Here is a 26,312-nt window from a genome sequence, read left to right as displayed (position 1 = left end):
CTCGCCGACCTGATGATCGACCCATGGAACCCCTCGACCTGACCGTCACCCACGTCGGCGGCCCCACCACGATCATCGAGATCGGCGGCGTACGCCTGCTCACCGACCCGACGTTCGACGCCCCCGGCCGGCGTTACCCGTTCGGCCTCGGCACGTCCTCGGTGAAGACCGCCGGCCCGGCCGTCCCGGCATCAGCGCTGGGCCGGATCGACGCCGTCCTGCTCACCCACCACCAGCACGGTGACAACCTGGACGCGGCGGGGCGTGCGCTGCTCCCCGGCGTACCCCGAATCCTGACCACCACCGCCGGAGCCGCCCGCCTGGCCGAATCACCCGGCCTGGCCCTTTCCCCGGCCCACTCACCCGGCCGAACCTCGGCCCACTCACCCGACGCCGGCCCCCGGCTCCCTCCCGCACCGGCCTCCTCGTCCGGCTGTGGACCCGCTCGCGCGTCCGGCACCGGCGGTCCGGGCGGCATCGTCACCGGGTTGAAGCCGTGGCAGTCCGTCCGAGTGGGCGACGTGGAGGTGACCGCCACCCCGGCCCGGCACGGCCCGCCGCTGAGCCGCCCGATCGTCGGCCCGGCCATCGGCTTCACCCTGCGCCCCTCACGAGCCAACTCGGTGGTATGGATCACCGGAGACACGGTCCTGTTCCGCGGCCTCCGCGAGGTGGGCGCCCGTTTCACCGTGGACACCGTCGTCCTGCACCTGGGAAAAGTGCAGTTCGGCGTCACCGGCCCGATCCGCTACACGATGACCGGCGCCGACGCGGCCACCCTGATCCGGCATCTGCGGCCCCGCCGGGTGGTGCCGGTCCACTACGAGGGCTGGTCACACTTCCACGAGGGCCGGGCCGAGGTCGAGGCCGCCTTCCCGCCCGGCACCCTGACGTGGCTGACACCCGGAGACCCGTCCCACCTCTGAACGCCGCACCCCACTCGTCCCACCCGAAGTCACGGTGTCCAGACGGCGTTGTCGTGCGCGAACAGGACCCGACGCGGATCCAGTTCCAGCAGCCGGCCCAGCCAGTCCGGCTGCTCGCCCACCCCCGCGTGCCGTCCCAGCACATCCCCGGTGAACGCCGTCGCGTGGTCATGACCCTGTCCCGCCACGATCACCGTCCCGTCCCCGGACCGCACCACCACCGACTGATGTCCCGCGGTGTGACCCGGCGTCGGCACGATCAGCACTCCCGGCAGAATCTCCGCATCTCCGTCCAGCACCTCGTACCGGGCACCCGCATAGTCGACCAACTCCGGCAGAGTATGAAATTCGGTGTGCCGGGCCAGCTCCAGCTCAGCCCGCTGCACGAAAACCGGCGTATCCGGAAACTCCGGATTGCCCCCGCAGTGGTCGAAATGCAGATGGCAGTTGACCACGTAGCTGACGTCGCCGAGCCCGTACCCCATGGTCTTGAGGGCGTCCCCCACCCCGATCCGCCGCGGTTGATAGTGAGCATCCACACCCGGGTCGCTGCCCATCCCGGTGTCCACGAGCACCAGCCCGTCCGCATGCTCGACGAGGTACCCCAGAGCCGGCTCCACCCGGGCCACCCCACTCGGCGTCTCCTCACCGGGACGCACGAAATATCCGAAGTCGACCCGGCGCACGGCGATATCGATCACCCCCGAAGTATTCCGCCGGGCCGCCGAATTCCGCCCTCCGTTATGCCACGGGCAGACCTCGGCCCCGCGCCCGCAGCCGCCCACTCCGGCGCGGCGCTCCCGCACGGGAAGGCACGCCCGCGCGGGGAAGGGCACGCCCGCAGGGGAAAGCAGATCTCTCAAGCGGGAAGTCGATCTCGCATAAGCGGCAGTGACGCTCGACGGATCTGAACAGCATGCACATCAGGTCGAGCCAGGCCAGGACCCGCCGACCGGTTGGACCAGGTCGGGTTGGGTTGGGTCGGGTGCGCCGGCAAACGAAACGGCCCGCACCGTTTCCGATGCGGGCCGATCCTTGCTGTAGTCCCGAAGGGATTCGAACCCTCGCTACCGCCTTGAGAGGGCGGCGTCCTAGGCCGCTAGACGACGGGACCAGAACTTCCTTCGCCGCTCTTCCCGAGCGGCGGGCTGAACTCTATCAGCCCCACTCCCCCAGCCGAAATCGGCTTCCCACCGCACACGATCCGCCACGCCAACCCCGCGAAGACACCACAACCCTCACCCGAAAGCGGATCTCGAATCCATGATCAACTTAAGCTGAGTGGCATGGCGCGATCACCAGCCGTCGCCCACGGTCGATTTCGGCTCGCAGACGAGCCACGGCCGACGGCCGAGCCGGCCAAGCCGTCGATCACGGCTGTTCGAGAGGGCGGAAATCAGCCGTGAGCAACGGCTCACGGTCACCCGGCCGTCGCCCACGGGCGCGGCTAGACATGTTTCGTGGTCAGGGTGCGAGGCCCGTCCGCATGGTGATTTCGGACGCGCTGAACGCCCGAAATCACCACACCGGTGGGGGTGTGGTGATTACGGGCGCGCTGAACGCCCCAAGTCACCACACCGGTGGGGGTGTGGTGATTACGGGCGCGCTGAACGCCCCAAGTCACCACACCCCTGGGAGCGTGGTGAATACGGGCGCGCTGAACGCCCCAAGTCACCACACCCGTGGGGGTGTGGTGATTTCGGGTGGAACCTCAGCGCGCCCGAAATCACCACGCAGGCAGACCCTGACTGCTCATTAGGTGTCTAGGCTCGCGGGCGGACCACGGCCGACAGCCGGAACAGCCGGGCAGCCGGGCAGCCGGGCAGCCGGGCAGCCGGGCAGCCGGGCAGCCGGGCAGCCGGGCAGCCGGGCAGCCGGGCGACCGGAAGGCCACTCGACCTCTTCCGAACTCGGCGACAACCCCGAGGAGACCCCGCGTGACTCAACGGCGCCGACGCGCGAAGCGACCAGAGGCGGCGCTCGGCAAACGTGATGGCAGCCGCAGCGAAGTCGGCGGGCAAAATCATGATCGGCTTAAGCTGAGTGGCATTGCACGGGCAAACGGGCACGCAGCCGGCGGCTCCCGTCCCGCGAACCGACCTTGGTGCGCTGACCGCCGCCCGAGGTGGCTAACGCACCAAGATCCGCGCGCTGACGGCTGACGGCTGACGGCTGACGGCTGACGGCTGACGGCTGACGGCTGACGGCTGACGGCTGACGGCTGACGGCTGACGGCTGACGGCTGACGGCTGACGGCTGACGGCTGACGGCTGACGGCTGAGCTAACTCCACGAGCCCGGAAAGCGAAACGGCCCCAGAAGCGAGCAACCCGAGAAGCGAGCAACCCGAAACCCAGCGGCCCGAAACCAGCGGCCCGAAAAAACGAAACGGCCCGCACCGTTTCCGGTGCGGGCCGTTCCTCGCTCTGTAGTCCCGAAGGGATTCGAACCCTCGCTACCGCCTTGAGAGGGCGGCGTCCTAGGCCGCTAGACGACGGGACCAGAACTTCCTTCGCATCCGCTCCCACCGGGAGTGGCCGCGCTGGAACCCATCAGAGTTTCCAGCGCCACCCTCCCCGGAAGGGAGTGGTAGCGCTGGGGTACCAGGACTCGAACCTAGACTAACTGAACCAGAATCAGTCGGGCTGCCAATTACCCCATACCCCATTTGGCCCGGCTTGCCGCGCCGAAGAGAACTTTACCCGAGCCCACCCCTCCCGCCAAATCGGGTTACCGAAACAGGCCAGAGTGACGGCGAGCCCACTCTGCGTAGGTCATCGCCGGGCGCCCCAGCAGGTCGGAAACGGTCGATCCCGCAGCCTGCGGCGCGGCTGCGAGTTGGGCGAGTCCGTCGAGGTACCAGGGGCCGTACTCGCCCATCATCGCGGTGAACTGGGCTGTCGCCTCGGCTCCGGTGAGTTCGACGTACGTGAGGGGCCGGCCGAGGGCTGCAGCGATCGCCGCCACCTTCTCCGGGCGGCTGAGCGCCTCCGGGCCGGTCAACTCGTAGGAGTGACCCGCGTGCCGGTCCGGTCCGCCACGGATCACTTCGGCGGCCACCGCCGCGATGTCCTCCTGGGCGACCGGCGCGTTGACCGCCCGGGGGCAGGCGTCGCGTACTTCGTCGCCGGAGCGGATCTGGTCGGCCCAGATCAGAGCGTTGGCCATGAACTCGCCGGGTTCCAGGTGGGTCCAGGGCACGCCGCACGCCTCGACCGCGTCCTCGATCACCTGCCAGTGGTCGCCTTTGGCGCCGGCCATGTCGACGATCCACCGTACGCCGGCGTCGGCGGCCATCCGGCACACCTCGAAGGCGGTGGCGGGATGTGGCGCGAGGTACATCACGTCGACGCCGTCCAGCGCCGCCGGCAGGGTCGCTGTCCGGCCGAGGAAGCCGCGGACCACTGACACGCCCGCCGGCAGTGCGGCCCGTTCCGGGTCGACCGTGAGTGCCCGCACGTCGTCGAAGTCCCGGGTGAGCAGTTCGTCGACGACCATCCGGCCGACGTTTCCCGTGGCGCCGGTTACCAGGATTCGCATCTTGCACCCCCTACGGAAGCCATCTTCGTAGGGTATACGGAATAACGGGAACCCGCTGACCCCGGCGGAGTGCGCCCCCGCCGGGGTGACGACGGTCAGTCGAGCGAGACGACCGTGTTCCGCAGCTCGCCGATCCCCTGCACGCTGACCGACACCGTGTCGCCGGGGACGATCCGGCTGACCCCGGCCGGTGTCCCGGTGAGGATCACGTCGCCCGGCAGCAGGGTCATCACGTGCGACACGTACGACACCAGGCTCGGGACGTCGAAGACCATGTCCTTGGTCCGCCCGATCTGGCGCACCTCGAGGTTGCTCGGGTCCTTGCCGACCTCGGCCCGCACTTCGAGGTCGCGCACGTCCAGCTCGGTCTCGATCCACGGGCCGAGCGGGCAGAACGAGTCGAAGCCCTTGGCCCGGGTCCACTGCGGGTCCTTGCGCTGCAGGTCACGGGCGGTGACGTCGTTGGCGACGGTGTAGCCGAAGATGGCCTTCTCGGCGTCGGCACGGTTGAGCCGCCGGGCGCCGGTGGCCCCGATCACCACGGCGAGCTCGGCCTCCTCCTCGACCTGGTCGGTGACCGAGGGGATCCGGATCGCGTCGTTGGGGCCGATCACCGAGGTGGACGGCTTGATGAAGATCAGCGGCTCCTTGGGAACCTCGTTGCCCATCTCGGCGGCGTGGTCGGCGTAGTTGCGGCCGACCCCGATCACCTTGCTGGAGAAGATCGGGGCGAGCAGGCGCACGTCCGGGAGGGCCCAGCGCTGGCCGGTGCGGTTGACAGCCTCGAACGGCAGGCTGCTGATCTCGGCGACCGTCAGGGCGGACGGGTCGTCACCCTCGACGACGCCGAACGACACTCCGTTGGCATGAACAAAACGGGCGAAACGCACGGGGAACCCCATCCCTCAAAACTGTTGTCCCCCGAAATCTACGCCGGGCGGGACTCCGCGCCGAGCCGCGGGAACGGTGCGAGGGAGAACACCACCTCGGTCGGCACCTCGAAGTACGCACAGATGCGAAGCGCCAGGTGGAGGCTGGGGCTGAACTCGCCGCGCTCCAGATAGCCGACGGTCTGGTAGTGCACGCCGAGGGCGTCCGCGAGCTGCCGGCGGGAGATGCCCCGCTCGGCCCGCAGCATCGCGATCCGGTTGTAGGTGACCTCGCTGCCGGCCATCAGCTCCCTCAGACCGCCCGACTCATCGCCCGCTCACGACGGGCCGCCACCGCCGACCCGGATTCCCGGCTCGCCATCCGGCGCAGGACTCCGGGGGCGAGCGCCAGGCCCACCACCGACCAGAGGATCAGCACGCCGGCCGCCTCCAGGAGCCGCCAGGAGCCGCTCACCTCGGCGGCCGCCAGACTGTCGGGCAGGAAGGAGGACCGCAGGCCCAACCCTAACCAGTACATCGGGAAGGCCTGCGCGACACCCTGGAGCCAACCGGGGAGCATCGCCAGCGGGTAGAAGATGCCGGAGATCGCGGTGAGCCCGGTGACCGGCAGCATCAGCACCGCGGCCGTACGCGCGTTGTTGAAGAAGGCGCCGAGCATCGCGCCGGTCGGCATGATCGCGAGCAGCGCGAGCGGCGCCAGCCACAGCAGGGTCAGCGCGCCGGTCACGTCCAGGCGCAGGCCGTCCACCACGAACCAGCCGGGCACCAGCGCCGCCACGCAGCTGACGGCCGTGGCCCCGACGATCAGCACGATCTTGCCGATCAGGTAGCCGACCATCCCGTTCGGGGTGGCCTTGGCCCGCAGCAGGGTGCCGTCCTCCCGGTCCATCGTCAGGTATTGCGCGGTGGAGGTGAGCGCGCCCAGCACCAGCAGCATCGCCAGCGAGCTGACCAGGCTGTACGCCCCGAGTGAGATCTCCGACCCCGGCACCGTCTTGTCACGGATCAGGAACAGCAACCCGATCAGCAGGACCGGGGTCAGGACGTACCCGAAGAGGTCGGTCCCGTTGGTCAGGGTCTGCCGCAACTCGATCACGCCGCGGGCCAGGCCGGACCGCAGCAGGTGTCCCCTCATGCTTCCCCCTCGGCGTCACGGACCAGTCGCATGTACGTCTCCTCGAGGCTGCTCCGGCGTACCTCCAAGTCTGTGATCTCCTCGCCGTGCTGCTCGAAGAGTTTGCGGACGAAGGAGGTCGCGTCGGTGTCGGTGTGCACGAACCGCTGGCCGGAGTGGTTCCAGCGCACCTCGGCCTCGCCCGCCACTCGCAGCGACAGCGCGTCGGCCGACCCGTCCGCGATGATCCGCCCGCCGGCCAGGATCAGGATGCGGTCGGCGAGTTTCTCCGCCTCGTCCAGGTCGTGCGTGGTGAGCAGCACGGTGGTGTCGTCCACATCGGTCAGGCGGTGCACCAGGTCGTGGAACTCGCGGCGCGCCTCCGGGTCGAAGCCGACCGTCGGCTCGTCGAGGAAGAGCAGGTCGGGCCGGCCGACGATGCCGATCGCCACGTCGAGGCGGCGGCGCTGCCCTCCGGAGAGCTTGCCGATCCGGATGTCCGCGGAACCGGTCAGCCCGACCACCTCCAGCAGGTCGTCCACCTGCCAGGGCCGGGCCCTCACCGGCGTCGAGTAGGCCGTGTAGTAGCCGCCCAGGTGCCCGAGCAACTCGCGCACCCGCCATTTGCCGTGGTCGCGCCACGACTGCAGGACCACGCCGAGCCGGGCCCGCCACGCCTCGGTGCCGCGCTCCGGGTCCTCCCCGAGCACCCGGACCGTACCGCCGGAACGCCGCCGGAAGCCCTCCAGGATCTCGATGGTGGTGCTCTTGCCGGCGCCGTTCGGCCCGAGCAGCACCAGCACCTCGCCCCGCCGGGCGGTGAAGTCGACGCCGGTGAGCACCGCGCGGGACCCGTAACTCATCCGGAGGTCGCGGACCTCCATGACCGGCTCGGTGATCGACACACCCCGGCCGGCGCCGAAGTCCCCCGTCGTAACCGTCTCCATCATGTCCAGCAGGTTATCAAGTATGTAGTAGGTCTACTACATTACCGAGCACATGATAGATGCTGATACCGACAAATAGGTCGATGACCCTCCGGGTTCGGGCAGCACACATAACGTGGCGGAACTCATTCGCGCCAAACGGTGATCGTGTTGATCGCCTTGGCTATATACATTGGTGCGATGGGGATCAAGCAGGTGAGGGCGCTCACCACCACGCTGTCCTCGGTCACCTGGATACCCCTCGCCCGGGCGCACGCCGAGCGCGCCGACCAGATGACCGCGGGCTACCGTGGCCGTCGCGCGTCGGGCGAGAAGCACGCCATAGAGGACTTCCTCTACGACTACTACGGGACCAGGCCGGCCATGCTGCGGCGATGGCATCCGGGAGTCGGTGCGGGGCTCTCCCCGGTGACCGACGGCGCGACCGAACACTCCGGCTGGAAGTTCTACACCACCCTGACCGACGGCGTGGTCACCCTCGACGTGGACGCGTTCCTGCACGCCCGCGGCGAGAGCGTGCGCTACATCCACGGCCTGCTCACCGCGACCGCGTCCCGGCCGGTCTTCTCCGGATGCTTCGGCCTGCACGAGTGGGCCATGGTCTACCGCGACCCCGACCACCGGCACCAGCTGCCGCTGCGCCTGGGTCAGGCGGAAACCGACAAGGTGGTCGAGCAGCACACCATCCGCTGCACCCACTTCGACGCGTTCCGGTTCTTCACCCCGGAGGCCGTCGGTCTCAACCGTCTGCAGCCGACCCGGGCCACCCAGGTCGACCTGGACCAGCCCGGCTGTCTGCACGCGGCGATGGACGTACACAAATGGGCGCAGAAACTCAGTCCGGCCGTGCCGGGCGCGCTGGCGCTCGACTGTTTCGCCCTGGCCGGTGAGATCCGCCTGCTCGACATGCAGGCCAGCCCCTATGACCTGACCTCCTACGGCCATCCCCCGGTCAAGATCGAGACGGCCGAGGGCAAGGCGGAGTACGTCGCCCGTCAGCGGGAGTTCGCCCGCCGGGCCGCGGCGTTGCGCAGCCGTCTCATCCGCGTCTGCGAAGAACTCCTCGGCCCGGAGGCCTCGGCCCAGAATCGCGAGGCGGTCGCGCCCTTCAACCAGCGCTGACCTTCATCGGGTACGCGTGAGCGCCACTTCCGAAGAGCCCGGCACACGCCCGAAGTCACCACACCGACTCACAAGCGTGCCGACGTCGAGCCGCCGACACGGCCGAACTCACCACACCGACTTGCGAGCGTGGTGAATTCGAGCCGCCGACACGGCCGAACTCACCACACCGACTTACGAGCGTGGTGAATTCGGGCGGCCGGCACGGCCGAAGTCACCACACCGGCTTGCGGGCGGCGGAGTGGGTCAGTCGGAGGGGAAGGACCGCCGGTTCTCCTTGGTCTTGCCACGCCGCTTCTTCTCCGCGATCCGCCGCTCGACCGCCCCCCGCGACGGCTTGGTCGCCCGCCGGGCCCGCGGCGGCGGCGCGATCGCCCCCGCCACCGTCCCGCCGAGACGGGCCGCTGCGGCCTCCCGGTTGCGCAGCTGCGACCGGTGCTCCGAAGCGGTGATCGTCAACACTCCCTGGACCAACCGTGCCCCGAGCCGCTGCACCGCGCGTTCCTTGAGCATCGCCGGCAACAGGTCGGACCCGACCAGGTCCCACGACAGCTCCACCCTCGAATCGGTGGTGTTCACACCCTGTCCGCCCGGACCGCCCGACCGGGAGAACCGCCATGCGAGTTCCGCCGCCGGAATGGTCAGACGGTCGTTCACTCGCACGTCGTCCATCACGTCACCAGCATCCCACCGGGCACGATCATGCGCTACGCGGTTATCGATGGGTCCCGGACGGTGCAAGATTGGTGGGGTGACGTCACCAACCGCACCGGTCGCCACGACCGGGTATCCGTGGCCCATCGAAACCACGCGGCTGGCGAACGGCCTGCGTGTCGTCGTCAGCGAGGATCGGACCGCTCCGGTCGTCTGCGTCAACCTCTGGTACGACGTCGGCTCCCGGCACGAACCTCCGGGCCAGACCGGGTTCGCCCACCTCTTCGAGCATCTGATGTTCGAGGGCTCGGAGCACGTGAAGAAGACCGAGCACATGCGGCTCGTGCAGGGCAACGGCGGCTCGCTGAACGCCACCACCAACCCGGACCGGACGAACTACTTCGAGACCATGCCGTCGGAGCATCTCGAGCTGGCGCTCTGGCTGGAGGCGGACCGGATGGGCGGCCTGGTCCCGGCGCTCACCCAGGAGACGCTGGACAACCAGCGTGAGGTGGTCAAGAACGAGCGCCGCCAGCGCTACGAGAACGTGCCGTACGGCGACGCGTGGCTGCGCCTGCTGCCGTTGCTCTACCCGCAGGGGCACCCGTACCACCACGCCACGATCGGGTCGATGGAGGACCTGAACGCGGCCGCGCTGGAGACGTTCCAGGCTTTCCACCAGCAGTACTACGCGCCGAACAACTGTGTGCTGACGGTCGTCGGGGACACCACCGGCGCCGAGGTGTTCGCCCTGGCGGAGAAGTACTTCGGGTCGATCGCCGCGGTCCCGGACATCCCGCCCGCCCCGGACGGCACGCTGCCGATCCCGGCAGGCGCCGCGTCCCGGGAGACCGTGACCGCCGCCGTGCCCGCACCGCGGATCTACCTGTCGCACCGCACACACCCGTTCGGGACGCCCGGCTACGACGCGGTGACCGTGCTGGCCACCGTGCTCGGCAACGGCCGGGGCAGCCGGCTCTACCAGCGACTGGCCGACGGCGCCCGGATCGCGCAGCCGGACTACATCGGTTCGTACGGTGTGGACCTCGCGCACGCCCCGGCCCCGCTGATCGTCACCGCCACGGTGAAGGACGGCGTGCCGCTGGAGAAGCTCGAGCAGGGCCTGTCCGACGTGATCCGCAGCCTGGTCGACGAGCCGATCAGCTCCGACGAGCTGAACCGGGCGAAGGCGCTGCTCACCACGGCGTGGTGGCGGACCGTCTCCACTGTGGGCGGCCGTGCCGACACCCTGGGCCGGTACACGACCCAGTTCGGCGACCCGGCCGCCGCCGCGGAACGTCTGCCCCGCTGGCAGGCCGTCACCGTGGAGGACGTCACCGAGGCGGCCCGGACCCTGCTGGCGCCCGAGTCCCGGGTGACCCTGATCTACCTGCCCGAGGAAAACCAGTCCGAGGACACCCAGCCCGAGGAAGCCGCATGAGCCTGATCACCACCCGTCCCGGTCCGGGACCGGCTCGCCCGTACACCTTCCCGGCCGTGCGCCGCCTGACCGCGCACGGCGGCACGGTGATCGCCGCCCACCTGCCCGGCCAGATCCTGGCCAGTTCGGCGCTGCTGCTCGACGCGAGTGCCGCCCGGGAGACCGAGGGCCGTGAGGGCACCGCCACGGTGCTGGCGAAGTCGTTGGAGGAGGGCACGAGGAAGCGCGATTCGGCGGCGTACGCGCTCGCTCTGGAAGGTCTGGGCGCGGAGCTGTCCGCCTCGGTCGACTGGGACACGTTCCGGGTCGGCGTGGCGGCACCGGTCCCGGTGCTGACCGACGCCGTGCGGCTGGCCGCCGAGGCGGCACGCACCCCTCTGCTGGCCGCAGAGGACGTCATCCGGGTACGCGACGACGAGGTCACCGCCCTGCGGATGGACTGGGCGCAGCCGGGTCCGCGGGCCGACGCCGCGCTGCGGTCCGCCCTGTTCGGCGCCGAGGGCCGGTACCGCCGTCCGCTGCACGGCGATCCCACCTCGGTGGCCGCGGTGACCGTCGAGGACGTGCTGGCCTTCCACGAGTCGTGGATGCTGCGGCCGGGTGTGCTGCTGGTCGCCGGCGACCTGGACGCACTGGATCTGGACGCGCTGGCCGAGGCGGCGTTCGCCGGGACCTCCGGGGAACCTCTGGAGCAGGCCGGACCGCTCGGGGTGCCGGTTCCGCCGGCCCGTCGCACCGTGCTGGTGGACCGGCCCGGTTCGGTGCAGTCCACCCTGCGGCTGGGTCATCGGGCGCCGGAGCGGGCCACGCCGGACTATGTGGCGATGACGCTCGCCGCGACGGTGCTCGGTGGCGCGTTCACGTCCCGGTTGAACCACCTGATCCGTGAGGTGAAGGGGTACACGTACGGGATCCGCGGCTCGTACGCGATGACCCGCCGGGCCGGCCGTTTCGAGGTGGCCGCCGGGGTGCAGACCGCGGTGACCGCCCCGGCGATCCGGGACACCCTCGGCGAGATCTCCCGGACCCAACTCGAGGGGGTCACCGAGGAGGAACTGGAGGTGGCCCGGTCGTGGCGGGCCGGTCAGCTGTCGGTGGAGATGCAGACGCCGGGGGCGATCGCCGGCGCGCTGGCCTCGCTGGTGGTGCACGGCCTGCCGGACGACTACTACGAGACGCTGCGCCGGGAGTACCTGGAGGCGACCGTCGAGCAGGTGTCCGAGGCGGCCGCACGGCACCTCACCGTGGACGGCCTGACGCTCGTCGTCGAGGGTGACGGCGCGGTGATCTCCGAAGGGCTGGCCGAGTTCGGCGACGTCGTCGACGCGGAGGTCTGACCTGGGGTTTCGGGCCGTCCCACCGGGGCGGCCCGAACGTCGACGGATATCGATGTTGTGACCTGGAACGCCATACCGGCCCCCGGGCTGCGGCGTCCGGATAACGTCGCCGCCATGACGATCACCGACGCGCCGGCCGAACGGCGGCCGGCTCGCCCCCGCATCGTCCGGACGGTGCTGATCTGGCTGCTGGCCCTCCCGGCCGCCGCCTGGTTCGTGATGCGGGCCTTCGGACTCGAGACCAGCGTGCTGATCATGCTGGTGGCCTTCACGCCGTACGTCGCGGCCTGGTCGTCGATCCCGTTCCTGCTCGCCCTGGTCACCCGGCGGTGGGCCGCGGCCGCGCTGTCCGGTCTGGTGGCCTTCGGCCTGGCGGTGTGTGTCGTGCCCCGCGCGGTGCCGGACCGCGACACCGGTCCGGTGGACGGCGTCACGCTGACGGTCATGAGCATGAACATGCTGTTCGGCGGGGCCAGCGCCACCGAGTTGGTGAAGCTGATCGAGGACAACGACGTCGACGTCCTGGCCGTACAGGAGTACAACGAGCGCAGCCGGGCCGCGCTGAAGGCCGCCGGGCTGGAGGCGCTGCTGCCGTACAACCAGTTGGCGCCGGAGTGGGGTGCCAGTGGTTCCGGCATCTACTCGCGGCACCCGATGAGCGAGCAGGCGTCCCGCCGCGGTGCCGGTGGCATGCAGCAGGCCCATGCCACGCTCCAGGTGCCCGGCATCGGCCCGGTGTACGTCGAGTCGGTGCACCCGCTCGCCCCGGCGCATCCCAGCATGCTCGACGGCTGGGCGGTCGACCTGCGTGACCAGGTCGCCGCGGACCCGCACGGCATGCCGCGGATCCTGCTCGGCGACTTCAACGCGACGCTCGACCACAAGCTGGTCCGCGATCTGATCGCCACCGGTTACCGGGATGCGGCGGCCACCACCGGCAAGGGTCTGATCGGCACCTGGGGTCCGTACGACAGCGACCCGATCCCGCCTGTCACCATCGACCACGTGCTGGTGGACGAACGGATCGGCGTCGACGGATACGAGGTGCACGGAGTGACCAAGAGCGACCACCGGGCGATCATCGCCGGGCTGACCCTTCCGGCGGCGTCATGAGCCCGACGATCCGCCCGGTCACCCTGCACGACGCCGGTGAACTGGCCGCGCTGCTGACGGCGAACCGGGAATGGCTGGAGCCGTGGGACCCGGCCCGCGACGAGGTGTACTACACCGAGGACGGGCAGCGGCAGGTCATCGGTGGCGTGCTGGACCAGGGCACCTCGCTGCCGCACGTGATCGTCGAGGACGGCCGGGTCGTCGGCCGGGTCAACCTCAACAACATCGTCCGCGGACCGTTCCAGTCGTGCAGCCTCGGCTACTGGGTGGACTCCGGGCACGCCGGGCGTGGGCTGGTCACCAAGGCCGTCGCCCTGCTCCTGCGGGACGCCTTCACGGTGCACGGCCTGCACCGGGTGGAAGCCGGGACGCTGCTGCACAACGTACGGTCGCAGCGGGTCCTGGAACGCGCCGGTTTCCAGATGTTCGGGATGGCGCCGCGCTACCTGAAGATCGGCGGCGAGTGGCAGGACCACTTCCTGTACCAGCTCCTCGAAGAAAACTGGTCGACCGCGAACCAGTCGGCCCCCTAGCATCGACACCATGCTGATCAGCGCTCATGTGACGACCACGCCGGGACACCCCGGCGTCGATCCGCGCTGACACGAGCAGCGACCAGAGATTCGGCCCCGGGCGACATGCCCGGGGCCGTTTCCGTTCCCGCATGCCGCCCGGCTCCTTCGAGAAGGACGGCACATCATGCAGGACCATCGCAAGCTCGGTCGGGAACTCGACCTCTTCGACTCCGACCCGCTGATCGGGGCGGGTCTCCCCTTCTGGATGCCGGACGGCGCGGCCGCGCGCCACGAGGTGGAGTCCTATCTGTACGACCTGGAACGCCGCAACGGATACCGCCACGTGTACTCCCCCGGCATGGGCAGACGTCAGATGTACGAGCTCTCCGGCCACCTGGAGAACTTCGCCGGCGACATGTTCCCGCCGATGCCGGTCGGCGAGGACGAACTGGTGCTGCGGCCCAGTCTCTGCCCGCACCACGCCATGATCTTCCGGGCGCGCGGGCGCTCGTACCGTGAACTGCCGTTGCGCATCGCCGAGATGGGGCCGATGTACCGGGCCGAGCGTTCCGGGGTGCTCGGCGGCCTGTCCCGGGTACGCCAGATCGCGCTGAACGACGCGCACGTCTTCTGCCCGCCGGAGCAGGCCGCCGACGAGGTGGCCCGGGTGCTGCGGCTGATGGCCGAGGCGCAGGCGGCGCTGGGTCTGCGGCCCGCGTCGGTGCAGCTGTCCCTGCGCGGCGAGGGACGCAAGTACGGCGGGAACGACGACTCGTGGGGCGTCTCCGAGGCGCTGCTGCGGGACGCGCTCGCGCAGGCCGGCATCGAGTACCACGAGGTCGCGGGCGAGGCCGCCTTCTACGGCCCGAAGATCGACGTCCAGGTGCGGGACGCCGCGGACCGGGAGTGGACCATCGCCACCGTCCAGATCGACTTCCACCAGCCCGAGCGTTTCGGCCTGGAATACATCGACAGAAGCGGGTCGAAGCAGCGGCCGGTGATGATCCATCGCAGTCTGGTCGGCTCGATGGAGCGGCTCTTCGGCCATCTGATCGAGGTGCACGGCGGCGCGTTCCCGGTCTGGTACGCCCCGGTCCAGCTGGCGATCCTGCCGATCAGTGCGGCACAGGACGAGGCCGCCGGCGACTTCGCGGCGGCGGCCAGGGGGGCCGGTCTCCGCGCGGAGATCCACCACGACGGCTCGATCGGCGCACGAGTCCGAAAAGCTCGAAGAATCCCCTACATCGCGGTGATCGGAGAGAAAGAGGTCCACCATGGCCAGGTCGCGTTGCGTGGCCACGATCCGATGCCCGCGGCCGCGGCGATCTCACTGATCCGCGAGATCGCCGCGCGCCGGGGCTAACGAACGGCCAGACCGTACGTCAGGGCGTCCACGAGAGCGGTCCAGCTCGCCTCGACCACGTTCTCGTGGACCCCGACCGTCGTCCACCCCCGGTTGTTGTCCCCGCTGGTGCCGACCAGCACCCGCGTGATCGCGTTGGTGCCGTGGCTGCCCTCCAGGATCCGCACCTTGAAGTCGGTCAGCTCGAACGACTTGAGCTGCGGGTAGTGGCCGGACAGCGCGGACCGCAGCGCCTCGTCCAGGGCGTTGACCGGACCGTTGCCCTCCGCCGTGGCGATCACCCGCTCGCCGCGCACCCGGACCTTCACGGTCGCCTCGGTGAGGACTGTGCCGTCCTCCCGGTGCTCGACCTGCACCCGGTACGACTCCAGGGCGAACGGCCGGGCCACGTCGGCACCCGGCAGCTCGCCGCGCACCAGCAGCTCGAACGAGGCGTCGGCGGCCTCGAACGACCAGCCCCCGGCCTCCAGCTCCTTGACCTTGCGGGTGACCGAGGTCAGGGTGTCCGGGTGGCCGGCCAGGTCCAGCCCGAGCTCACGGCTCTTGAGCTCGATGCTGGCCCGGCCGGCCATCTCGGTCACCAGGATCCGCATGTCGTTGCCGACAACCGACGGGTCGACGTGGTTGTAGAGCAGCGGATCCACTTTGATCGCGCTCGCGTGCAACCCCGCCTTGTGGGCGAAGGCAGCGGCCCCGACATAGGCCTGGTGGGTGTCGGGGGCGATGTTGGCGATCTCGGCGAGCGCGGTGGACACCCGCGTCGCCTTCTCCAGGCATCCGTCCGGTAGGACCTTCAGCCCGAGCTTGAGTTGCAGGTTGCTGACCACGGCGAACAGGTCGGCATTGCCGGGCCGCTCGCCGTACCCGTTGGCGGTGCACTGGAAGTGCTTGACGCCGGCCTCGACCGCGGCGACGGTGTTCGCGACCGCGCAGGCGGTGTCGTTCTGGCAGTGGATGCCGAGTGCGCCGGCGTCCACCCCGGTGAGCTCGGTCAACGCGGCGATGGCCTTGGTGATCATCGAGGGCAGCATGCCGCCGTTGGTGTCACACATGATCACGCGTTCGGCGCCGGCCTCGAACGCGGCCTTCACGACACTCGCCGTGTACGCCGGATCGTGCCGGAAACCGTCGAAGAAGTGCTCGCAGTCGACGAACGCGCGCCGGCCGTTCGCGACCAGATGCCGCACGGTGTCCCGGACCATCGCCAGGTTCTCGTCGCCGGTGGTGCGCAGCGCCCGCTCCACGTGGCGGATGTCGGACTTCGCGACCACGCAGACCACCGGGGTTTCCGCGTCGAGAAGCGCCTTGACCTGCGGGTCCTCGGCCACGTCCAGGCCGGCCTTGCGGGTGGCACCGAACGCGACGAGCACCGCGTGTTTGAGCCGCAGCTCGGTCTTCGCCTGTTCGAAGAACTCGGTGTCCTTGGGCATGGCACCCGGCCAGCCGCCCTCGATGAAGCCCACCCCGAACTCGTCCAGCAGGCGTGCGACAGCGAGCTTGTCGGCCACCGTGTAGCTGATTCCCTCGCGCTGCCCACCATCCCGCAGCGTCGTGTCGAACACCTGGTACTCCATCGAGGAAGTCCTTTCAGTCGTTGACCCACAACAAAAAGACCCCCCGCGGATGCGGGAGGTCTGCGCGTCGGCGAGAGGTCAGCCGGCGCGCTAAGTGCGAATAATCAGCACGGAGTGGGTCACGGGATGAAGCATGCCACGCACGGTGCGGAATGGGACCGGAAATCCACAACTTGAGACGCGCCCGGGGTGGCCGATCCCACTCGGTGACGCCCGTTCTCCGGGGCCGGTGCTCGGCCCCGGAGGATAGGTTGGCAGCGTGGTTGCCGAATCGTATTCACGAAACCTGCCCTTCGCGAAGGCGTACAACTTCCGCGACGTGGGCGGATACTCCGGGCTCGACGGCCGGACCGTCCGCTGGCGCCGGCTGTTCCGGTCGGACGCGCTGCACCGGCTCAACGAGGACGACGCGGTGGCGTTCAGCGCCCTCGGCGTCCGTACCGTCATCGATCTCCGTCGCCCGCACGAGGTGGAGAAGTTCGGCCGGGTGTCCGAGGCCTACGGCGTGGACTACCGCAACCTGGTGCTGCACCACGTCGACTGGGAGGAGATCGAGCACTCCGACGGCATCGTCCACGAACGCTGGCTCGCCGACCGCTACCTCAACTTCGCCGAGGACGGCCGGGAGGCGCTCCTCGACTCGCTGCGGCTGATCGCCGACCCCGCCGCGGGACCGGTCGTGGTGCACTGCATGGCCGGCAAGGACCGCACCGGCACGGTCTGCGCGCTGGCGCTCTCCCTGCTCGGTGTGCCCGACGACGTGATCGCCGCGGATTACGCGCTGACCACCGAAGCCATGCGCCCACTCACGAGACACCTGCTGGAGACCAACCCGGAGGCGGTCCTCGGCAACGAGCACATGTTCGACTCGCCGCCCGAGGCGATGAACATGTTCCTGACCGACCTGCGCGCCCTGCACGGTTCGGTGGAAAATTATGTGCGCGAGATCGGTCTCACCGCCGACGAGATCTCCACGATGCGCGCCCATCTCCTGGAGAGCTGATCGTCCCGCTCACCCTCTTCCGGGGGTACGCGGGAAAAGCGCACTCGTGGCAGTGCGCGTGAAAGAGTGCGCCAGTGGTGGCACGCGTCAAAGGTGCGCCAGTGGCGGTACGGGTGAAGAAAGTGGGCCGGTCACGCGTACCCCCAAAGGAGCGTGACCGGCCCACTCGGGTCTCACAGAACCTTGTGCACCCAGCCGTTGACGTCCTCGGCACGGCCCCGCTGGATGTCGACCAGCTGCTTGCGGATCGCCATCGTGATCTCGCCGGAGCCGCCGTCGCCGACGGTGAACTCGCCGTCCAAGCTCTTGATCGTGCCGATCGGGGTGATCACCGCGGCGGTGCCGCAGGCGAACGCCTCACGGACCCGGCCGGAGGCGGCACCGTCACGCCACTCGTCCAGGCTGATCTGCCGCTCCTCGACGGTCCGGCCGGCCTGACGCGCCAGCGTGATCACCGAGTCGCGGGTGATGCCCGGCAGGATCGTGCCGGTCAGCGGCGGCGTCACCAGGGAACCGTCGTCGAGGACCAGGAACACGTTCATCCCGCCCAGCTCGTCGATGTACTTACGCTCGACGGCGTCCAGGTAGACCACCTGGTCGCAGCCGTGCTCGGCGGCCTCGGCCTGCGCCGACAGACCGGCCGCGTAGTTGCCGCCGCACTTGGCCGCGCCGGTGCCCCCGGGAGCGGCACGGGTGAAGTCCGGCGACGCCCAGATCGACACCGGCTTGACGCCACCGGAGAAATACGGTCCGACCGGCGACGCGATGACCAGGTAGAGGTATTCGGTGGCCGGGCGGACGCCGAGGAACACCTCGCTGGCGTAGGCGAACGGCCGCAGGTAGAGGCTGCCCTCCTCGCCCGGCGGGATCCAGCCCCGGTCGATCTCGATGATCTCCCGCAGCGACTGGAGGAACGTCTCCACCGGCAGCGGCGGCATGGCCATCCGGGCGGCCGACTCGTTGAACCGGGCCGCGTTGGCGTCCGGGCGGAACATCGCGACACCGCCGTCCGGCAGCGTGTACGCCTTCAGCCCCTCGAAGATCTCCTGCGCGTAGTGCAGCACGGCACTCGCCGGGTCCATCGGGATCGGCGCGCGGGCCTCGACGCGGGCGTCGTACCACCCCTTGCCGTCGGCGTAACGGATCGTGACCATGTGGTCGGTGAAGATCCGACCGAACCCGGGGTTCGCGAGGAGCGCCGCGCGCTCGTCGTCGCCGACGGGCGCCGGATTCGGACGGATCTCGAATTCGAGGTTGTCACCACCGCTCATGGCAAACAGACCTGCTTTCTGTATTTCACGCATGGGGAAGGGCACCCGGAGTGCCCATGAATCTACCTCGAACGGCCCCTCGGACAATGGCCGCCGGTGAGTCGGCCCGCGGGGTTCTCCCGCAGGCCGTGGAAGGGGCGCTCGCCGGCGCTCGGCCCGCTCGGTGTGCGGGGCCGTGCGCTCGGCGCAGCGTCGCTGTTCTTTCTCAGACAGGTTCGCTCGGATCGCCCGGCACGCTTTCGTGGGCGTGCTCGCAGCAGATCGTGCCTTCTGCCTTCTACCGTGTCTTCTACCTGATCGCTCAGGACCGTGCGTTCTGCTCGATCGCTCAGAGCGCGGCGGCGACCCGGTCGCCGACGTCGGCGGTACGCAGCGGCGCGCCCGGAGCCCGGGACGCGACCTCGGCCGCGACCGCCTCGGTTACTCGCCGGGCCTCGTCGTGCCGGCCCAGGTGCTCCAGCAGCAGGGCGGCGGACAGGATGGCGGCCGCCGGGTCGGCGATGCCCTGGCCGGCGATGTCCGGCGCGGAGCCGTGCACCGGCTCGAAGGTCGACGGGTATTTCCGCTCGGGGTTGACGGAACCGCTGGCCGCCATGCCGATGCCACCGGTGACGGCAGCGGCGATGTCGGTGAGGATGTCACCGAAGAGGTTGTCGGTCACGATCACGTCATACCGCTGCGGGTTCGACACCAGGAACATGCTGGCGGCGTCGATGTGCTGGTATTCGGTGGTGACGTCGGGGTGTTCCGCCGCGACGGCGGCGAAGGCGCGGGCCCACAGACCGCCCGCGTGGGTGAGCACGTTGGTCTTGTGCACCAGCGTCAGGTGCTTGCGGTCGCGCCGCTCGGCCCGCGCGAACGCGTCCCGGATGACCCGCTCGACGCCGTGCCGCGTGTTCAGGCTCTCCTCGGTCGCGATCTCGGCGGGGGTGTCCTTGTGCAGGACGCCGCCGGCGCCGACGTAGAGGCCCTCGGTGCCCTCACGGACCACGACCATGTCGATCTCGCCCGGCTTGAGCCCGGCCAGCGGACTGGTGGTGCCCGGCCACAGCTTCGAGGGGCGCAGGTTCACGTATTGGTCGAAGTCGAAGCGCAGCTTCAGCAGCAGGCCCCGCTCCAGCACGCCCGGCGGCACACTCGGGTCACCGATCGCGCCCAGCAGGATCGCGTCGTGCCCGGCCAGCTCCGTCTGCACCGAAGCCGGCAGAACCTCGCCGGTGCGGTTGTAGAGGCGGGCGCCCAGGTCATACTCGTTGTAGTCGACGCCGGGGAGGACCGCGTCGACAACCTTGCGAGCCTGGGCGGTCACCTCGGTCCCGATGCCGTCACCGGCCACCACCGCGATCCGCGCCACGCTCACGTCGACTCCCCCAAGCTCTGTTGCAACCGCTGACCAGGCTAATACCGCTTCCCGATCTTCGGTACGCCAGTCTCACCAGATGAAATACCCCGGATGCGAACAACCCCCGGACCGCGGCAAACGGTCACGGGGGGTTGTTGCGACGAGTACTCGTGGATTCGGTCCCGCCGGATACACAGCCACACGCCCCGAACCAGGCACCATCACCCGAAGACAGGCCCACCCGGAACGCGCGGCACGGACAAAGCTAGCGACCCCGGCAGACAGCACGCAAGGCGCCGCGCCCGCGTGTCGGCCGCCGATCCGACATCGGCCCGGGTTACCCGGGAGTCACTACGACGTTCGCCTCGGCGAAGGTGCGCACCATCGCCTCGAGTGGGGAGGTTTCTCCGTCGACACCGCCGATCGATTCGGCCACCTCCATATCCTTCCAGAGCAGCCGGATCTCCTGCCCCGAGGACGCGGCCGCCAGGAATTCCGCCAGTGCCGTGTAGCCCATCCCGGCGTATCCTCCCGGTCCGCGAAACGCCTCGCCGACCGCACAGAAGAAACTCGCGACGTCCTCGATGTGCGCGCCCTCCAGAACGACCTCACCAGCGGGCACGGCCACCTTCGAGGGCCCCGGACCCGCCGCGTCGCGAAGCATCGCCACCTCGACCCAGCCCTCCCGGAGACCGACCGGGATGTTCGTCCACTCCCCCGCGCGACGGGGTGCCGGGCGGCGCCACAGATTCCCCGCCTCGACGTGGGGTGGCAACTGCGCACGCGCCGAGATCCTCCAGAATTCCGTGTCCACCCGCGCGCCCCAGAACGAGTAGGACCCCGCTACCGCACCGTCGGCATCCAAAACGAGAACCTCGATGTCACCGAGCCGGTCGGCGTCGAACGCCGGGGGCGACGGCTCCAGCAGCCGGAAGGTGATCTCCGGGTCGTCGCTGTCGAGCAGCGCCCCGAAGTCGTCGAAGCTGTATCGCCCGACAAAGAAACCCTCCAGGTCCTCGGCCTCGATGAATCGAAGGCCGTCCTCCGGCAGCCGGATCGCGAACCGCACCGAGCCCATGGCCGGCTCCTCTCTCAGCATCCCTCCGCCACATTGATCTTGATGTAGTGGTTCGTGGTCCACCCGTATTCGCCGAAGGCGTTCGGGCCGACGATCCGGTGCTGGTCGTTCTTGCCCGGCACCTCCCACTCGGGCGAACCGCTGAAGCCGGCTCGAGGTCCCCATTTGGCCAGATGCCTCGCCGACTCACGGCCCTGGTACAGCGTCTGATCGCTTCCGGTCATCCGCGGCGTGCCCTGCCCCGCCTTGATCAGTGCGATCGCGGCCTTGGCCCACGCCGGAGTGTCCTCGTTCTTGGCTGCCTGAACAGCGAAGGCCGCCTGCTGATACTCGACACTGCCACCGGCCGGGTTCAGCGGGGACACGAACGCCGCACCGCCGACACGAGCGCCGGACTTCGAGGAAGTGCTCTGGCAGCTCTCCCGGTCCTCGCGGTCCTTCTTACGCTTGTGCGCCTTGTCCCGCAGGTCCTTCTTGTGCTTGGCGGCGCCCTGGACCTTGTCGACGAACTTCTTGTACTTGTCGTACAGCGTCCAGATCTTCTTGATCTTCAGCAGCTTGCTCCACGGGATGATGTTCACCGCGGCCCAGAAGCAGGCAGCCCAACCAGGATCGGTCGCGCACTCCTTGAGTTCGCCGATGAGGGCGTCCTCGAGCTCGTCAAGGCCCTCGTTCCGGAGAAACTCCTTGAGGTCCAGGGCGGCGTCTCGCTTCGCCTGCTCGTACTCCTGGCGCTCCAGATCGGTCAGCTCGCTGAGGATGTCCCCCTCGTCGCCCGGACTCGGATCGTCACCCTTGAGCGCCGCCGCAATCCGTTCCCGCTCGTCGGCCTCGGCCCGCTCGTAGGCCTGCTGAGCATCGATGGCGTGTTGCATGGCGTTGCTGGCGGCCTCGGCCGCGCTGTCCGCATGCTCCTGCGCGCTGTCCGCATACGTCTTCGCGCGAGCAGCATCAGCGGCCGCCCGGTCAGCTGCGCCGCGAGCCGCAGCCGCGTCGTTCTCCGCGGAGGTCGCGGTCTTGTTCGCCGCATCAGCGTCCCCTTGGGCCTGTTGCGCGCTACGACCCGCGATCGCGGCGTCGTTCGCCGCCTCGTTCGCCGCGTTCCGCGCCGCAACCGCATCGGCACGTGCCTGCGCGTCGGCACGGCCCGCTCCGGCTGCGGCCTCTCGGGCCGCGGCACCGTCCACGGCGGCTTCCGCCGCGGACTTCTTCGCCTCGGCAGCCGACTGCGCAGCGTCGGCTGCCGACCGGGCTGCCCGCGCCGCCGCCTCGTACGCCGGCTTCACCTGGGCGGCGGCCCGATCGGCAGCCGCCTGCGCCTTGCTCGCCGCGGTCAGCGCCTCCGCGGCACGTGCCCGGGCTGCCGCAGCCTGTTCCTCGCCGATGCTCTTGGCCTGCTCCGCGACCAGCTGAACGAAATCAGCGTCGATGTCGGCGCCGGTGAACGGCGACACCACCGCCAACGCCGTGTCGTGCGGGTCAGCGATCCCCGCCGACGACGTCGACGCGGCCGCGGCCGCTCGGATGGCCATCTCGGCCTGAGCCGCGGCAGCAACCGCCTCGGTAGACGCCGCCTCGGCCTCCTTCCGGGTACGGTCCGCTGCCCACAGCGAACGGATCGCCTCCTCGGCGGCCTGGTTCGCGAGCTGCACTGCCGCAGTGGCCGCCTGCGCCGCCTTGGCCTGTTGCGCGGTCGCTTCGGCAGCCTTCGAGTCCGCGCGCAGCCGGGCAGCATGGGTGGCCCTGGCCGAGGCTTCGGCCTGATCCGCTGCCGCGTCTGCGGCAGCGGCTGCGGCTTGCGCCTTCTCCGCAGCAGCCCAGGCCCGATCAGCGGCCTGCTGCGCCTGAGTCGCCGCAGCACGTGCGTTGGCGGCCGCGCCGGTAGCCGTGTTCGCGGACGCCCGCGCCGAGCCGGCCGCGCTGTTCGCCGTCGCGTACTCACTCTTGGCCTCGGTCGCGAAGGCCTGTGCCTCGTCCCGGGCCTCCTCGCTGTCGGCCTTCGCCACGAGAGCGTTTCCGGCCTGTAGCTTCGCCTCGGCGGTCTGCCGGTCCCGTTCCGCCTGGAGCGCCTTGTCCCGGGCCTTGCCCGCCTCGTTCTCCTTCTCCCAAGCCTTGGTGTCCGCCGCAGCCGCGTTGTCGTTGGCGGTCCCCGCACGCTGGGAGGCAGTGGCCGCGATGGCGGCCTGGGCGTCGGCGTTGGCGCGGGCGTCGCGGGCGATGGCGGCCTGCTGCTCTGCCTCGGCGCGGTGGCGGGCGGCGTTCTGGCGTTCCGCCTCGGCGATCTGGCGCTGGCGCTTCGCCTCCGCGGCCTGCGCCTCGGCCTCCAACCGGTGCTGACGGGTCTTCTCCGCCTCGGCCCAGGCCTTCGCCTCGGCCGCCTCCGCCTCCGCGCGGGCCTTCTTCGTCCGCGCGGCCGCGGTCTTCGCCGCCTTCGCCTGCTTCTCCGCCGCCGCGGCCAGCTTCGCGGCTGCCTTGGCGTGTTCCTCGGCGTGCTCGCGCCACTTGATGGCCTGCGCGGCGTGGGCCTCGGCCTGTGCCTGGGCGCCCTGGGCGTTGTTGGTCGCGATGGTGGCGTCGATGGCGTACGCCGCCGTCTGCGTCGCGCCGACCGCGGCGGTCGAGGCCTCGCTCATGCCCTGGGCGATCAGCGACCATTCGGCGCCGTATTCGAGGCCGATCTCGATCAGCTCGTCGGAGGAGGTGGTGGCTATCGCGGCCGAGACGCGTGCCTCCTCAGCGGCGTTGCGGGCCGCGGTGAGCGCGTTCGCGGTCTGGGACTTCGCGGCGTTCAACTCGGTGGCCTTGGCCGCCACGGTGCCGCTGCCGGCCAGGACGCGCTGGGCGTGCCGGGCGGCGTTCGCCGCGCCGGCCATCGAGTTCGACGCCCGTTGCAGGGCGCGGACGCCGTCGCCGTGTGCGGCCAGGAGGCGGGTGCGGGCCGCGGAGGCGCGCTGGGCCTTGACCGCCAGCTCGGTGAGTTCCTCGGCGGCTTTGTTCCGCTCCTCGAGGTCTTTCAGGTACTGCTCGCGTTCGGCCGCGTCGGCGCGGGCCGCGGTCAGGTAGCCGGTGGCCAGGAACGCGGTGATCGCGGCGTCGTCGCCGGCCAGGGCGGCCTCGGCCGCTTTCCGGACCTGGGACTCGGCGGGGGCGGCCGCGGCCACCAGGCGGACCCGTTCGCGCAGGGTGGCGGCCCGCTCCGTGGCGTCCGCGGTGACTTTCGCGTCGCGGTCGCGGGCGATGTCCGCGCCGTACGCGAGGAACGCCGCCCGGTCGCTGTCGGTGCCGGCCAGGACCCGGTCGACCTCGGCGTTGAAGTAGGCGCCGCCGGTGCCCTTCAGCGCCTTGATGGCGGCCAGGTTGTCGGCGGCTTCCTTCTTCTTGCGGGCCGCGACCTGCTTGTCCAGGGCCGGTTTGTCGACCATGGCGAACTTCTGGATGATCGCCGGATCGCCGGTGGCGAGGGCGGCCAGGGCGGCGTCGCGGATCTCCGGCTCGGCGGTGAACTCGGCGACGTCGGCGACGGCCTTGCGCCACCGTTCGTCCAGGGCGCTGACCCCGGTGGTGCCGTTCCACTCTTCGGTGACCAGCGGCGGGATCACGATCTCGCCGGAACCGGCCGCGGCCGCGGCCGGTTCCGGTTCGGCGGCCAGGGCAGGGGGCGCGTGCAGGGTGGTGCCGAGCACCAGGGCGGCGAGCGACACCGTCAACCCGGCGCGTATTCGCTTCACAATCACAGTCGTCCCATCGCAGACGTCATCGCCGCGCGCCCTCACCGGGGCGCGCGGATGGGGGAGATCGGCTTCAGCCGACGGGGTCGGTCAGTGCCGCTTCGGCGGCCAGGGCCTGCTGGTACAGCGCCGCCCAGGTGGCGGCCTGCGCGGCGGCGTTCTGCTGTTCGGCCAGCCACTCGTCGCGGGTGCCGGCCGCGGTGCCGGCGATGTTCAGCCAGTTGGGGCTGGTCGCGGCGGCCGCGACGGCGGCGATCTGGAGCCAGCTCTCGGCCTGCCGCAGGGCGGTCTGCTCGGCGTCCGCCCAGGCGACGCGGGGCGAGCCGGTCTGCGTACCGACGACGTTCCAGGCGCGGGCCGCGGCGGCCCGGGCCTGCGCCTGCGCCTCGGCTGCGGCTTCCCGGGCGGCCTGTTCGGCGGCCTGTGCCTCGACCACCAGCCGGCGGGTCTGCGACAGCCACTGCCGGTCGGCGTCGGCGGCCTGCCGGCGGTGGGTCTGCAGGTCCAGGCCGGCGGCGCTGACCCAGCCGTAGCTGAGGAACTCGGCGACGTCGGCGGCGGTCGTTCCGGGGGCGACGGCGCGACCGGCCCAGGCGCGTACCTGCGGTCCGGGGTCGTCCTCGCTCAGCCCGGTGACGAAGGCGTGATCCTCGCCGACGATCAGGTCGGCCCGGTGGCGGTCGTCGGCGATGCCCTGGCGGTCCAGGGCCAGCGCGGCGGTGTAGCCGGTGGTCGCGAACTCGGCGAGTTCCGCGTCGGTGCCCACCAGCGCCCGGCGGCCCGCCGCGTTGACCCGCGGGTAGTACTGGACAGCGTGGGTGGCGACCATCCGCTCGGTGTAGTCGTACTGGCGTGTCCGGGTCTGTTCGGCGCGCGTGATCGCCGTGTCGTAGCCGGTCAGCAGGAAGGTGGTGATCGCCGTCGCGCCGCTGCTGGAGAGCAGTGCCGACCGGGCCGCGCTGCGGACCGCCGGGCGCGGGTCGTTCGCCGAGACCCAGCGGACGAAGACCCGTTCCGCCTCTTCCTGTTCGGACATCAGGTCGGTGGCCGCGGCCGCCGTCGGCAGACCCGCCGCGACTGCCGGACCGGGTACCGAAAATGCGAGCAGGGCCGTTGCCACGGCCGTCGAGAGCAGAGCTCTGCGTTTCATCGATTCCCCCGTAATCGTCGACGGCGATCGAATCATGAATATCGACGACGTGGAACGCGGCGCATGTCTCGCTACCGTTTCTGAACCTGTGACCAGCCGAAACGCTACGGTGAGTGATCCGCCACAGTAAACAAAGCTTGCCTATGCGTAATCGTCCGAGCTAGCTTGCGGCAGCGTCCCTTTTGGTCACGATCGACTTGGCCCT

At 70.2% G+C, this 26,312-nt stretch carries 21 protein-coding genes and 3 tRNA genes; 8 read left to right on the top strand and 16 right to left on the bottom strand.

Annotated features, from left to right (window positions below):
- The first annotated feature begins 23 nt into the window (after nt 1-23).
- Complete coding sequence (locus QSK32_RS20150; RefSeq protein ID WP_285472729.1) at nt 24-926, top strand: MBL fold metallo-hydrolase; 903 nt, start codon at nt 24-26, stop codon at nt 924-926.
- 29 nt (nt 927-955) lie between these two features.
- On the opposite strand, the gene QSK32_RS20145 is transcribed toward QSK32_RS20150, so the two are convergent.
- The 9 genes from QSK32_RS20145 to QSK32_RS20105 form a co-directional block, all read right to left on the bottom strand.
- The gene (locus tag QSK32_RS20145; RefSeq protein WP_285472728.1) at nt 956-1,627 is read right to left on the bottom strand and encodes an N-acyl homoserine lactonase family protein; all 672 of its coding nucleotides are present in this window, start codon (nt 1,625-1,627) and stop codon (nt 956-958) included.
- 340 nt (nt 1,628-1,967) lie between these two features.
- A tRNA-Glu gene (locus tag QSK32_RS20140) sits at nt 1,968-2,040 on the bottom strand.
- 1,314 nt (nt 2,041-3,354) lie between these two features.
- Nucleotides 3,355-3,427: transfer RNA gene (locus QSK32_RS20135), tRNA-Glu, on the bottom strand.
- 93 nt (nt 3,428-3,520) lie between these two features.
- Nucleotides 3,521-3,592: transfer RNA gene (locus QSK32_RS20130), tRNA-Gln, on the bottom strand.
- Nucleotides 3,593-3,655: 63 nt separating this feature from the next.
- Nucleotides 3,656-4,465: an SDR family oxidoreductase gene (locus QSK32_RS20125; RefSeq protein WP_285472727.1), complete on the bottom strand. Its 810-nt coding sequence runs from the start codon at nt 4,463-4,465 to the stop codon at nt 3,656-3,658.
- A 95-nt stretch (nt 4,466-4,560) separates the two neighbouring features.
- On the bottom strand, nt 4,561-5,355 hold the full coding sequence (locus QSK32_RS20120; RefSeq protein WP_063775512.1) for a fumarylacetoacetate hydrolase family protein: 795 nt from the start codon (nt 5,353-5,355) through the stop codon (nt 4,561-4,563).
- 38 nt (nt 5,356-5,393) lie between these two features.
- A complete protein-coding gene (locus QSK32_RS20115) occupies nt 5,394-5,639 on the bottom strand; it encodes a helix-turn-helix transcriptional regulator (RefSeq protein WP_045742500.1) in 246 nt (81 codons plus the stop codon).
- A gap of 8 nt (nt 5,640-5,647) precedes the next feature.
- Nucleotides 5,648-6,490 carry an ABC transporter permease gene (locus tag QSK32_RS20110; protein WP_285472726.1) on the bottom strand — a complete coding sequence of 281 codons (843 nt, stop codon included), beginning with the start codon at nt 6,488-6,490 and terminating at the stop codon, nt 5,648-5,650.
- On the bottom strand, nt 6,487-7,416 hold the full coding sequence (locus tag QSK32_RS20105; RefSeq protein WP_285472748.1) for an ABC transporter ATP-binding protein: 930 nt from the start codon (nt 7,414-7,416) through the stop codon (nt 6,487-6,489). The genes QSK32_RS20110 and QSK32_RS20105 overlap by 4 nt, the downstream gene beginning before the upstream one ends.
- Nucleotides 7,417-7,596: 180 nt before the next feature.
- On the opposite strand from QSK32_RS20105, the gene QSK32_RS20100 reads away from it, so the two are divergent.
- Nucleotides 7,597-8,538 (top strand): 3-methyladenine DNA glycosylase, encoded by a 942-nt coding sequence (locus QSK32_RS20100; protein WP_045742498.1) that lies wholly within the window; start codon nt 7,597-7,599, stop codon nt 8,536-8,538.
- A 246-nt stretch (nt 8,539-8,784) separates the two neighbouring features.
- On the opposite strand, the gene arfB is transcribed toward QSK32_RS20100, so the two are convergent.
- Nucleotides 8,785-9,210, bottom strand: coding sequence for an alternative ribosome rescue aminoacyl-tRNA hydrolase ArfB (arfB, locus tag QSK32_RS20095; RefSeq protein WP_045742497.1), 426 nt, complete (start codon nt 9,208-9,210; stop codon nt 8,785-8,787).
- A 49-nt stretch (nt 9,211-9,259) separates the two neighbouring features.
- Between arfB and QSK32_RS20090 the strand changes: the two genes are divergently transcribed.
- From QSK32_RS20090 to thrS, 5 genes are all read left to right on the top strand, one after another.
- A complete protein-coding gene (locus tag QSK32_RS20090; protein ID WP_285472725.1) occupies nt 9,260-10,633 on the top strand; it encodes a M16 family metallopeptidase in 1,374 nt (457 codons plus the stop codon).
- Nucleotides 10,630-11,970, top strand: a complete 1,341-nt coding sequence (locus QSK32_RS20085) for a M16 family metallopeptidase (RefSeq protein WP_045742495.1) — start codon at nt 10,630-10,632, stop codon at nt 11,968-11,970. The genes QSK32_RS20090 and QSK32_RS20085 overlap by 4 nt, the downstream gene beginning before the upstream one ends.
- A gap of 114 nt (nt 11,971-12,084) precedes the next feature.
- The gene (locus tag QSK32_RS20080) at nt 12,085-13,083 is read left to right on the top strand and encodes an endonuclease/exonuclease/phosphatase family protein (RefSeq protein WP_285472724.1); all 999 of its coding nucleotides are present in this window, start codon (nt 12,085-12,087) and stop codon (nt 13,081-13,083) included.
- Nucleotides 13,080-13,616, top strand: coding sequence for a GNAT family N-acetyltransferase (locus QSK32_RS20075; RefSeq protein WP_045742493.1), 537 nt, complete (start codon nt 13,080-13,082; stop codon nt 13,614-13,616). The genes QSK32_RS20080 and QSK32_RS20075 overlap by 4 nt, the downstream gene beginning before the upstream one ends.
- Nucleotides 13,617-13,704: 88 nt before the next feature.
- The gene (gene thrS / locus QSK32_RS20070; protein ID WP_285472747.1) at nt 13,705-14,961 is read left to right on the top strand and encodes a threonine--tRNA ligase; all 1,257 of its coding nucleotides are present in this window, start codon (nt 13,705-13,707) and stop codon (nt 14,959-14,961) included.
- On the opposite strand, the gene cimA is transcribed toward thrS, so the two are convergent.
- Nucleotides 14,958-16,535 carry a citramalate synthase gene (gene cimA / locus QSK32_RS20065; protein WP_045742491.1) on the bottom strand — a complete coding sequence of 526 codons (1,578 nt, stop codon included), beginning with the start codon at nt 16,533-16,535 and terminating at the stop codon, nt 14,958-14,960. The genes thrS and cimA overlap by 4 nt on opposite strands.
- A gap of 259 nt (nt 16,536-16,794) precedes the next feature.
- On the opposite strand from cimA, the gene QSK32_RS20060 reads away from it, so the two are divergent.
- Entirely contained in the window at nt 16,795-17,538 is a 744-nt protein-coding gene (locus QSK32_RS20060) for a tyrosine-protein phosphatase (RefSeq protein ID WP_285472723.1), read from the top strand.
- A gap of 173 nt (nt 17,539-17,711) precedes the next feature.
- On the opposite strand, the gene QSK32_RS20055 is transcribed toward QSK32_RS20060, so the two are convergent.
- From QSK32_RS20055 to QSK32_RS20035, 5 genes are all read right to left on the bottom strand, one after another.
- Nucleotides 17,712-18,809 (bottom strand): branched-chain amino acid aminotransferase, encoded by a 1,098-nt coding sequence (locus tag QSK32_RS20055; RefSeq protein ID WP_045742489.1) that lies wholly within the window; start codon nt 18,807-18,809, stop codon nt 17,712-17,714.
- Nucleotides 18,810-19,137: 328 nt separating this feature from the next.
- Nucleotides 19,138-20,163: a 3-isopropylmalate dehydrogenase gene (locus QSK32_RS20050; RefSeq protein WP_211275366.1), complete on the bottom strand. Its 1,026-nt coding sequence runs from the start codon at nt 20,161-20,163 to the stop codon at nt 19,138-19,140.
- A 325-nt stretch (nt 20,164-20,488) separates the two neighbouring features.
- Nucleotides 20,489-21,250, bottom strand: coding sequence for a barstar family protein (locus tag QSK32_RS20045; RefSeq protein ID WP_285472722.1), 762 nt, complete (start codon nt 21,248-21,250; stop codon nt 20,489-20,491).
- Nucleotides 21,244-24,957 carry an ALF repeat-containing protein gene (locus QSK32_RS20040; protein WP_285472721.1) on the bottom strand — a complete coding sequence of 1,238 codons (3,714 nt, stop codon included), beginning with the start codon at nt 24,955-24,957 and terminating at the stop codon, nt 21,244-21,246. Before QSK32_RS20040 ends, QSK32_RS20045 begins: the two co-directional genes overlap by 7 nt.
- Nucleotides 24,958-25,030: 73 nt before the next feature.
- Nucleotides 25,031-26,107: a hypothetical protein gene (locus tag QSK32_RS20035; protein ID WP_285472720.1), complete on the bottom strand. Its 1,077-nt coding sequence runs from the start codon at nt 26,105-26,107 to the stop codon at nt 25,031-25,033.
- Nucleotides 26,108-26,312: the final 205 nt, after the last annotated feature.

The sequence above is a fragment of the Actinoplanes sp. NBRC 101535 genome (assembly GCF_030269225.1).
Lineage (GTDB): Bacteria > Actinomycetota > Actinomycetes > Mycobacteriales > Micromonosporaceae > Actinoplanes > Actinoplanes rectilineatus.
This window is presented reverse-complemented; position numbering and strand designations above follow the sequence as displayed.

Bases quoted from the DNA above. Each gene is read 5' to 3' on its own strand.
- QSK32_RS20150 (WP_285472729.1), top strand. From the start codon at position 24: ATGGAACCCCTCGACCTGACCGTCACCCACGTCGGCGGCCCCACCACG.
- QSK32_RS20125 (WP_285472727.1), bottom strand. From the start codon at position 4,465: ATGCGAATCCTGGTAACCGGCGCCACGGGAAACGTCGGCCGGATGGTC.
- QSK32_RS20115 (WP_045742500.1), bottom strand. From the start codon at position 5,639: ATGGCCGGCAGCGAGGTCACCTACAACCGGATCGCGATGCTGCGGGCC.
- QSK32_RS20110 (WP_285472726.1), bottom strand. From the start codon at position 6,490: ATGAGGGGACACCTGCTGCGGTCCGGCCTGGCCCGCGGCGTGATCGAG.
- QSK32_RS20105 (WP_285472748.1), bottom strand. From the start codon at position 7,416: ATGGAGACGGTTACGACGGGGGACTTCGGCGCCGGCCGGGGTGTGTCG.
- QSK32_RS20100 (WP_045742498.1), top strand. From the start codon at position 7,597: ATGGGGATCAAGCAGGTGAGGGCGCTCACCACCACGCTGTCCTCGGTC.
- arfB (WP_045742497.1), bottom strand. From the start codon at position 9,210: ATGGACGACGTGCGAGTGAACGACCGTCTGACCATTCCGGCGGCGGAA.
- QSK32_RS20090 (WP_285472725.1), top strand. From the start codon at position 9,260: ATGGGTCCCGGACGGTGCAAGATTGGTGGGGTGACGTCACCAACCGCA.
- QSK32_RS20085 (WP_045742495.1), top strand. From the start codon at position 10,630: ATGAGCCTGATCACCACCCGTCCCGGTCCGGGACCGGCTCGCCCGTAC.
- QSK32_RS20080 (WP_285472724.1), top strand. From the start codon at position 12,085: ATGACGATCACCGACGCGCCGGCCGAACGGCGGCCGGCTCGCCCCCGC.
- QSK32_RS20075 (WP_045742493.1), top strand. From the start codon at position 13,080: ATGAGCCCGACGATCCGCCCGGTCACCCTGCACGACGCCGGTGAACTG.
- cimA (WP_045742491.1), bottom strand. From the start codon at position 16,535: ATGGAGTACCAGGTGTTCGACACGACGCTGCGGGATGGTGGGCAGCGC.
- QSK32_RS20055 (WP_045742489.1), bottom strand. From the start codon at position 18,809: ATGAGCGGTGGTGACAACCTCGAATTCGAGATCCGTCCGAATCCGGCG.
- QSK32_RS20045 (WP_285472722.1), bottom strand. From the start codon at position 21,250: ATGCTGAGAGAGGAGCCGGCCATGGGCTCGGTGCGGTTCGCGATCCGG.
- QSK32_RS20035 (WP_285472720.1), bottom strand. From the start codon at position 26,107: ATGAAACGCAGAGCTCTGCTCTCGACGGCCGTGGCAACGGCCCTGCTC.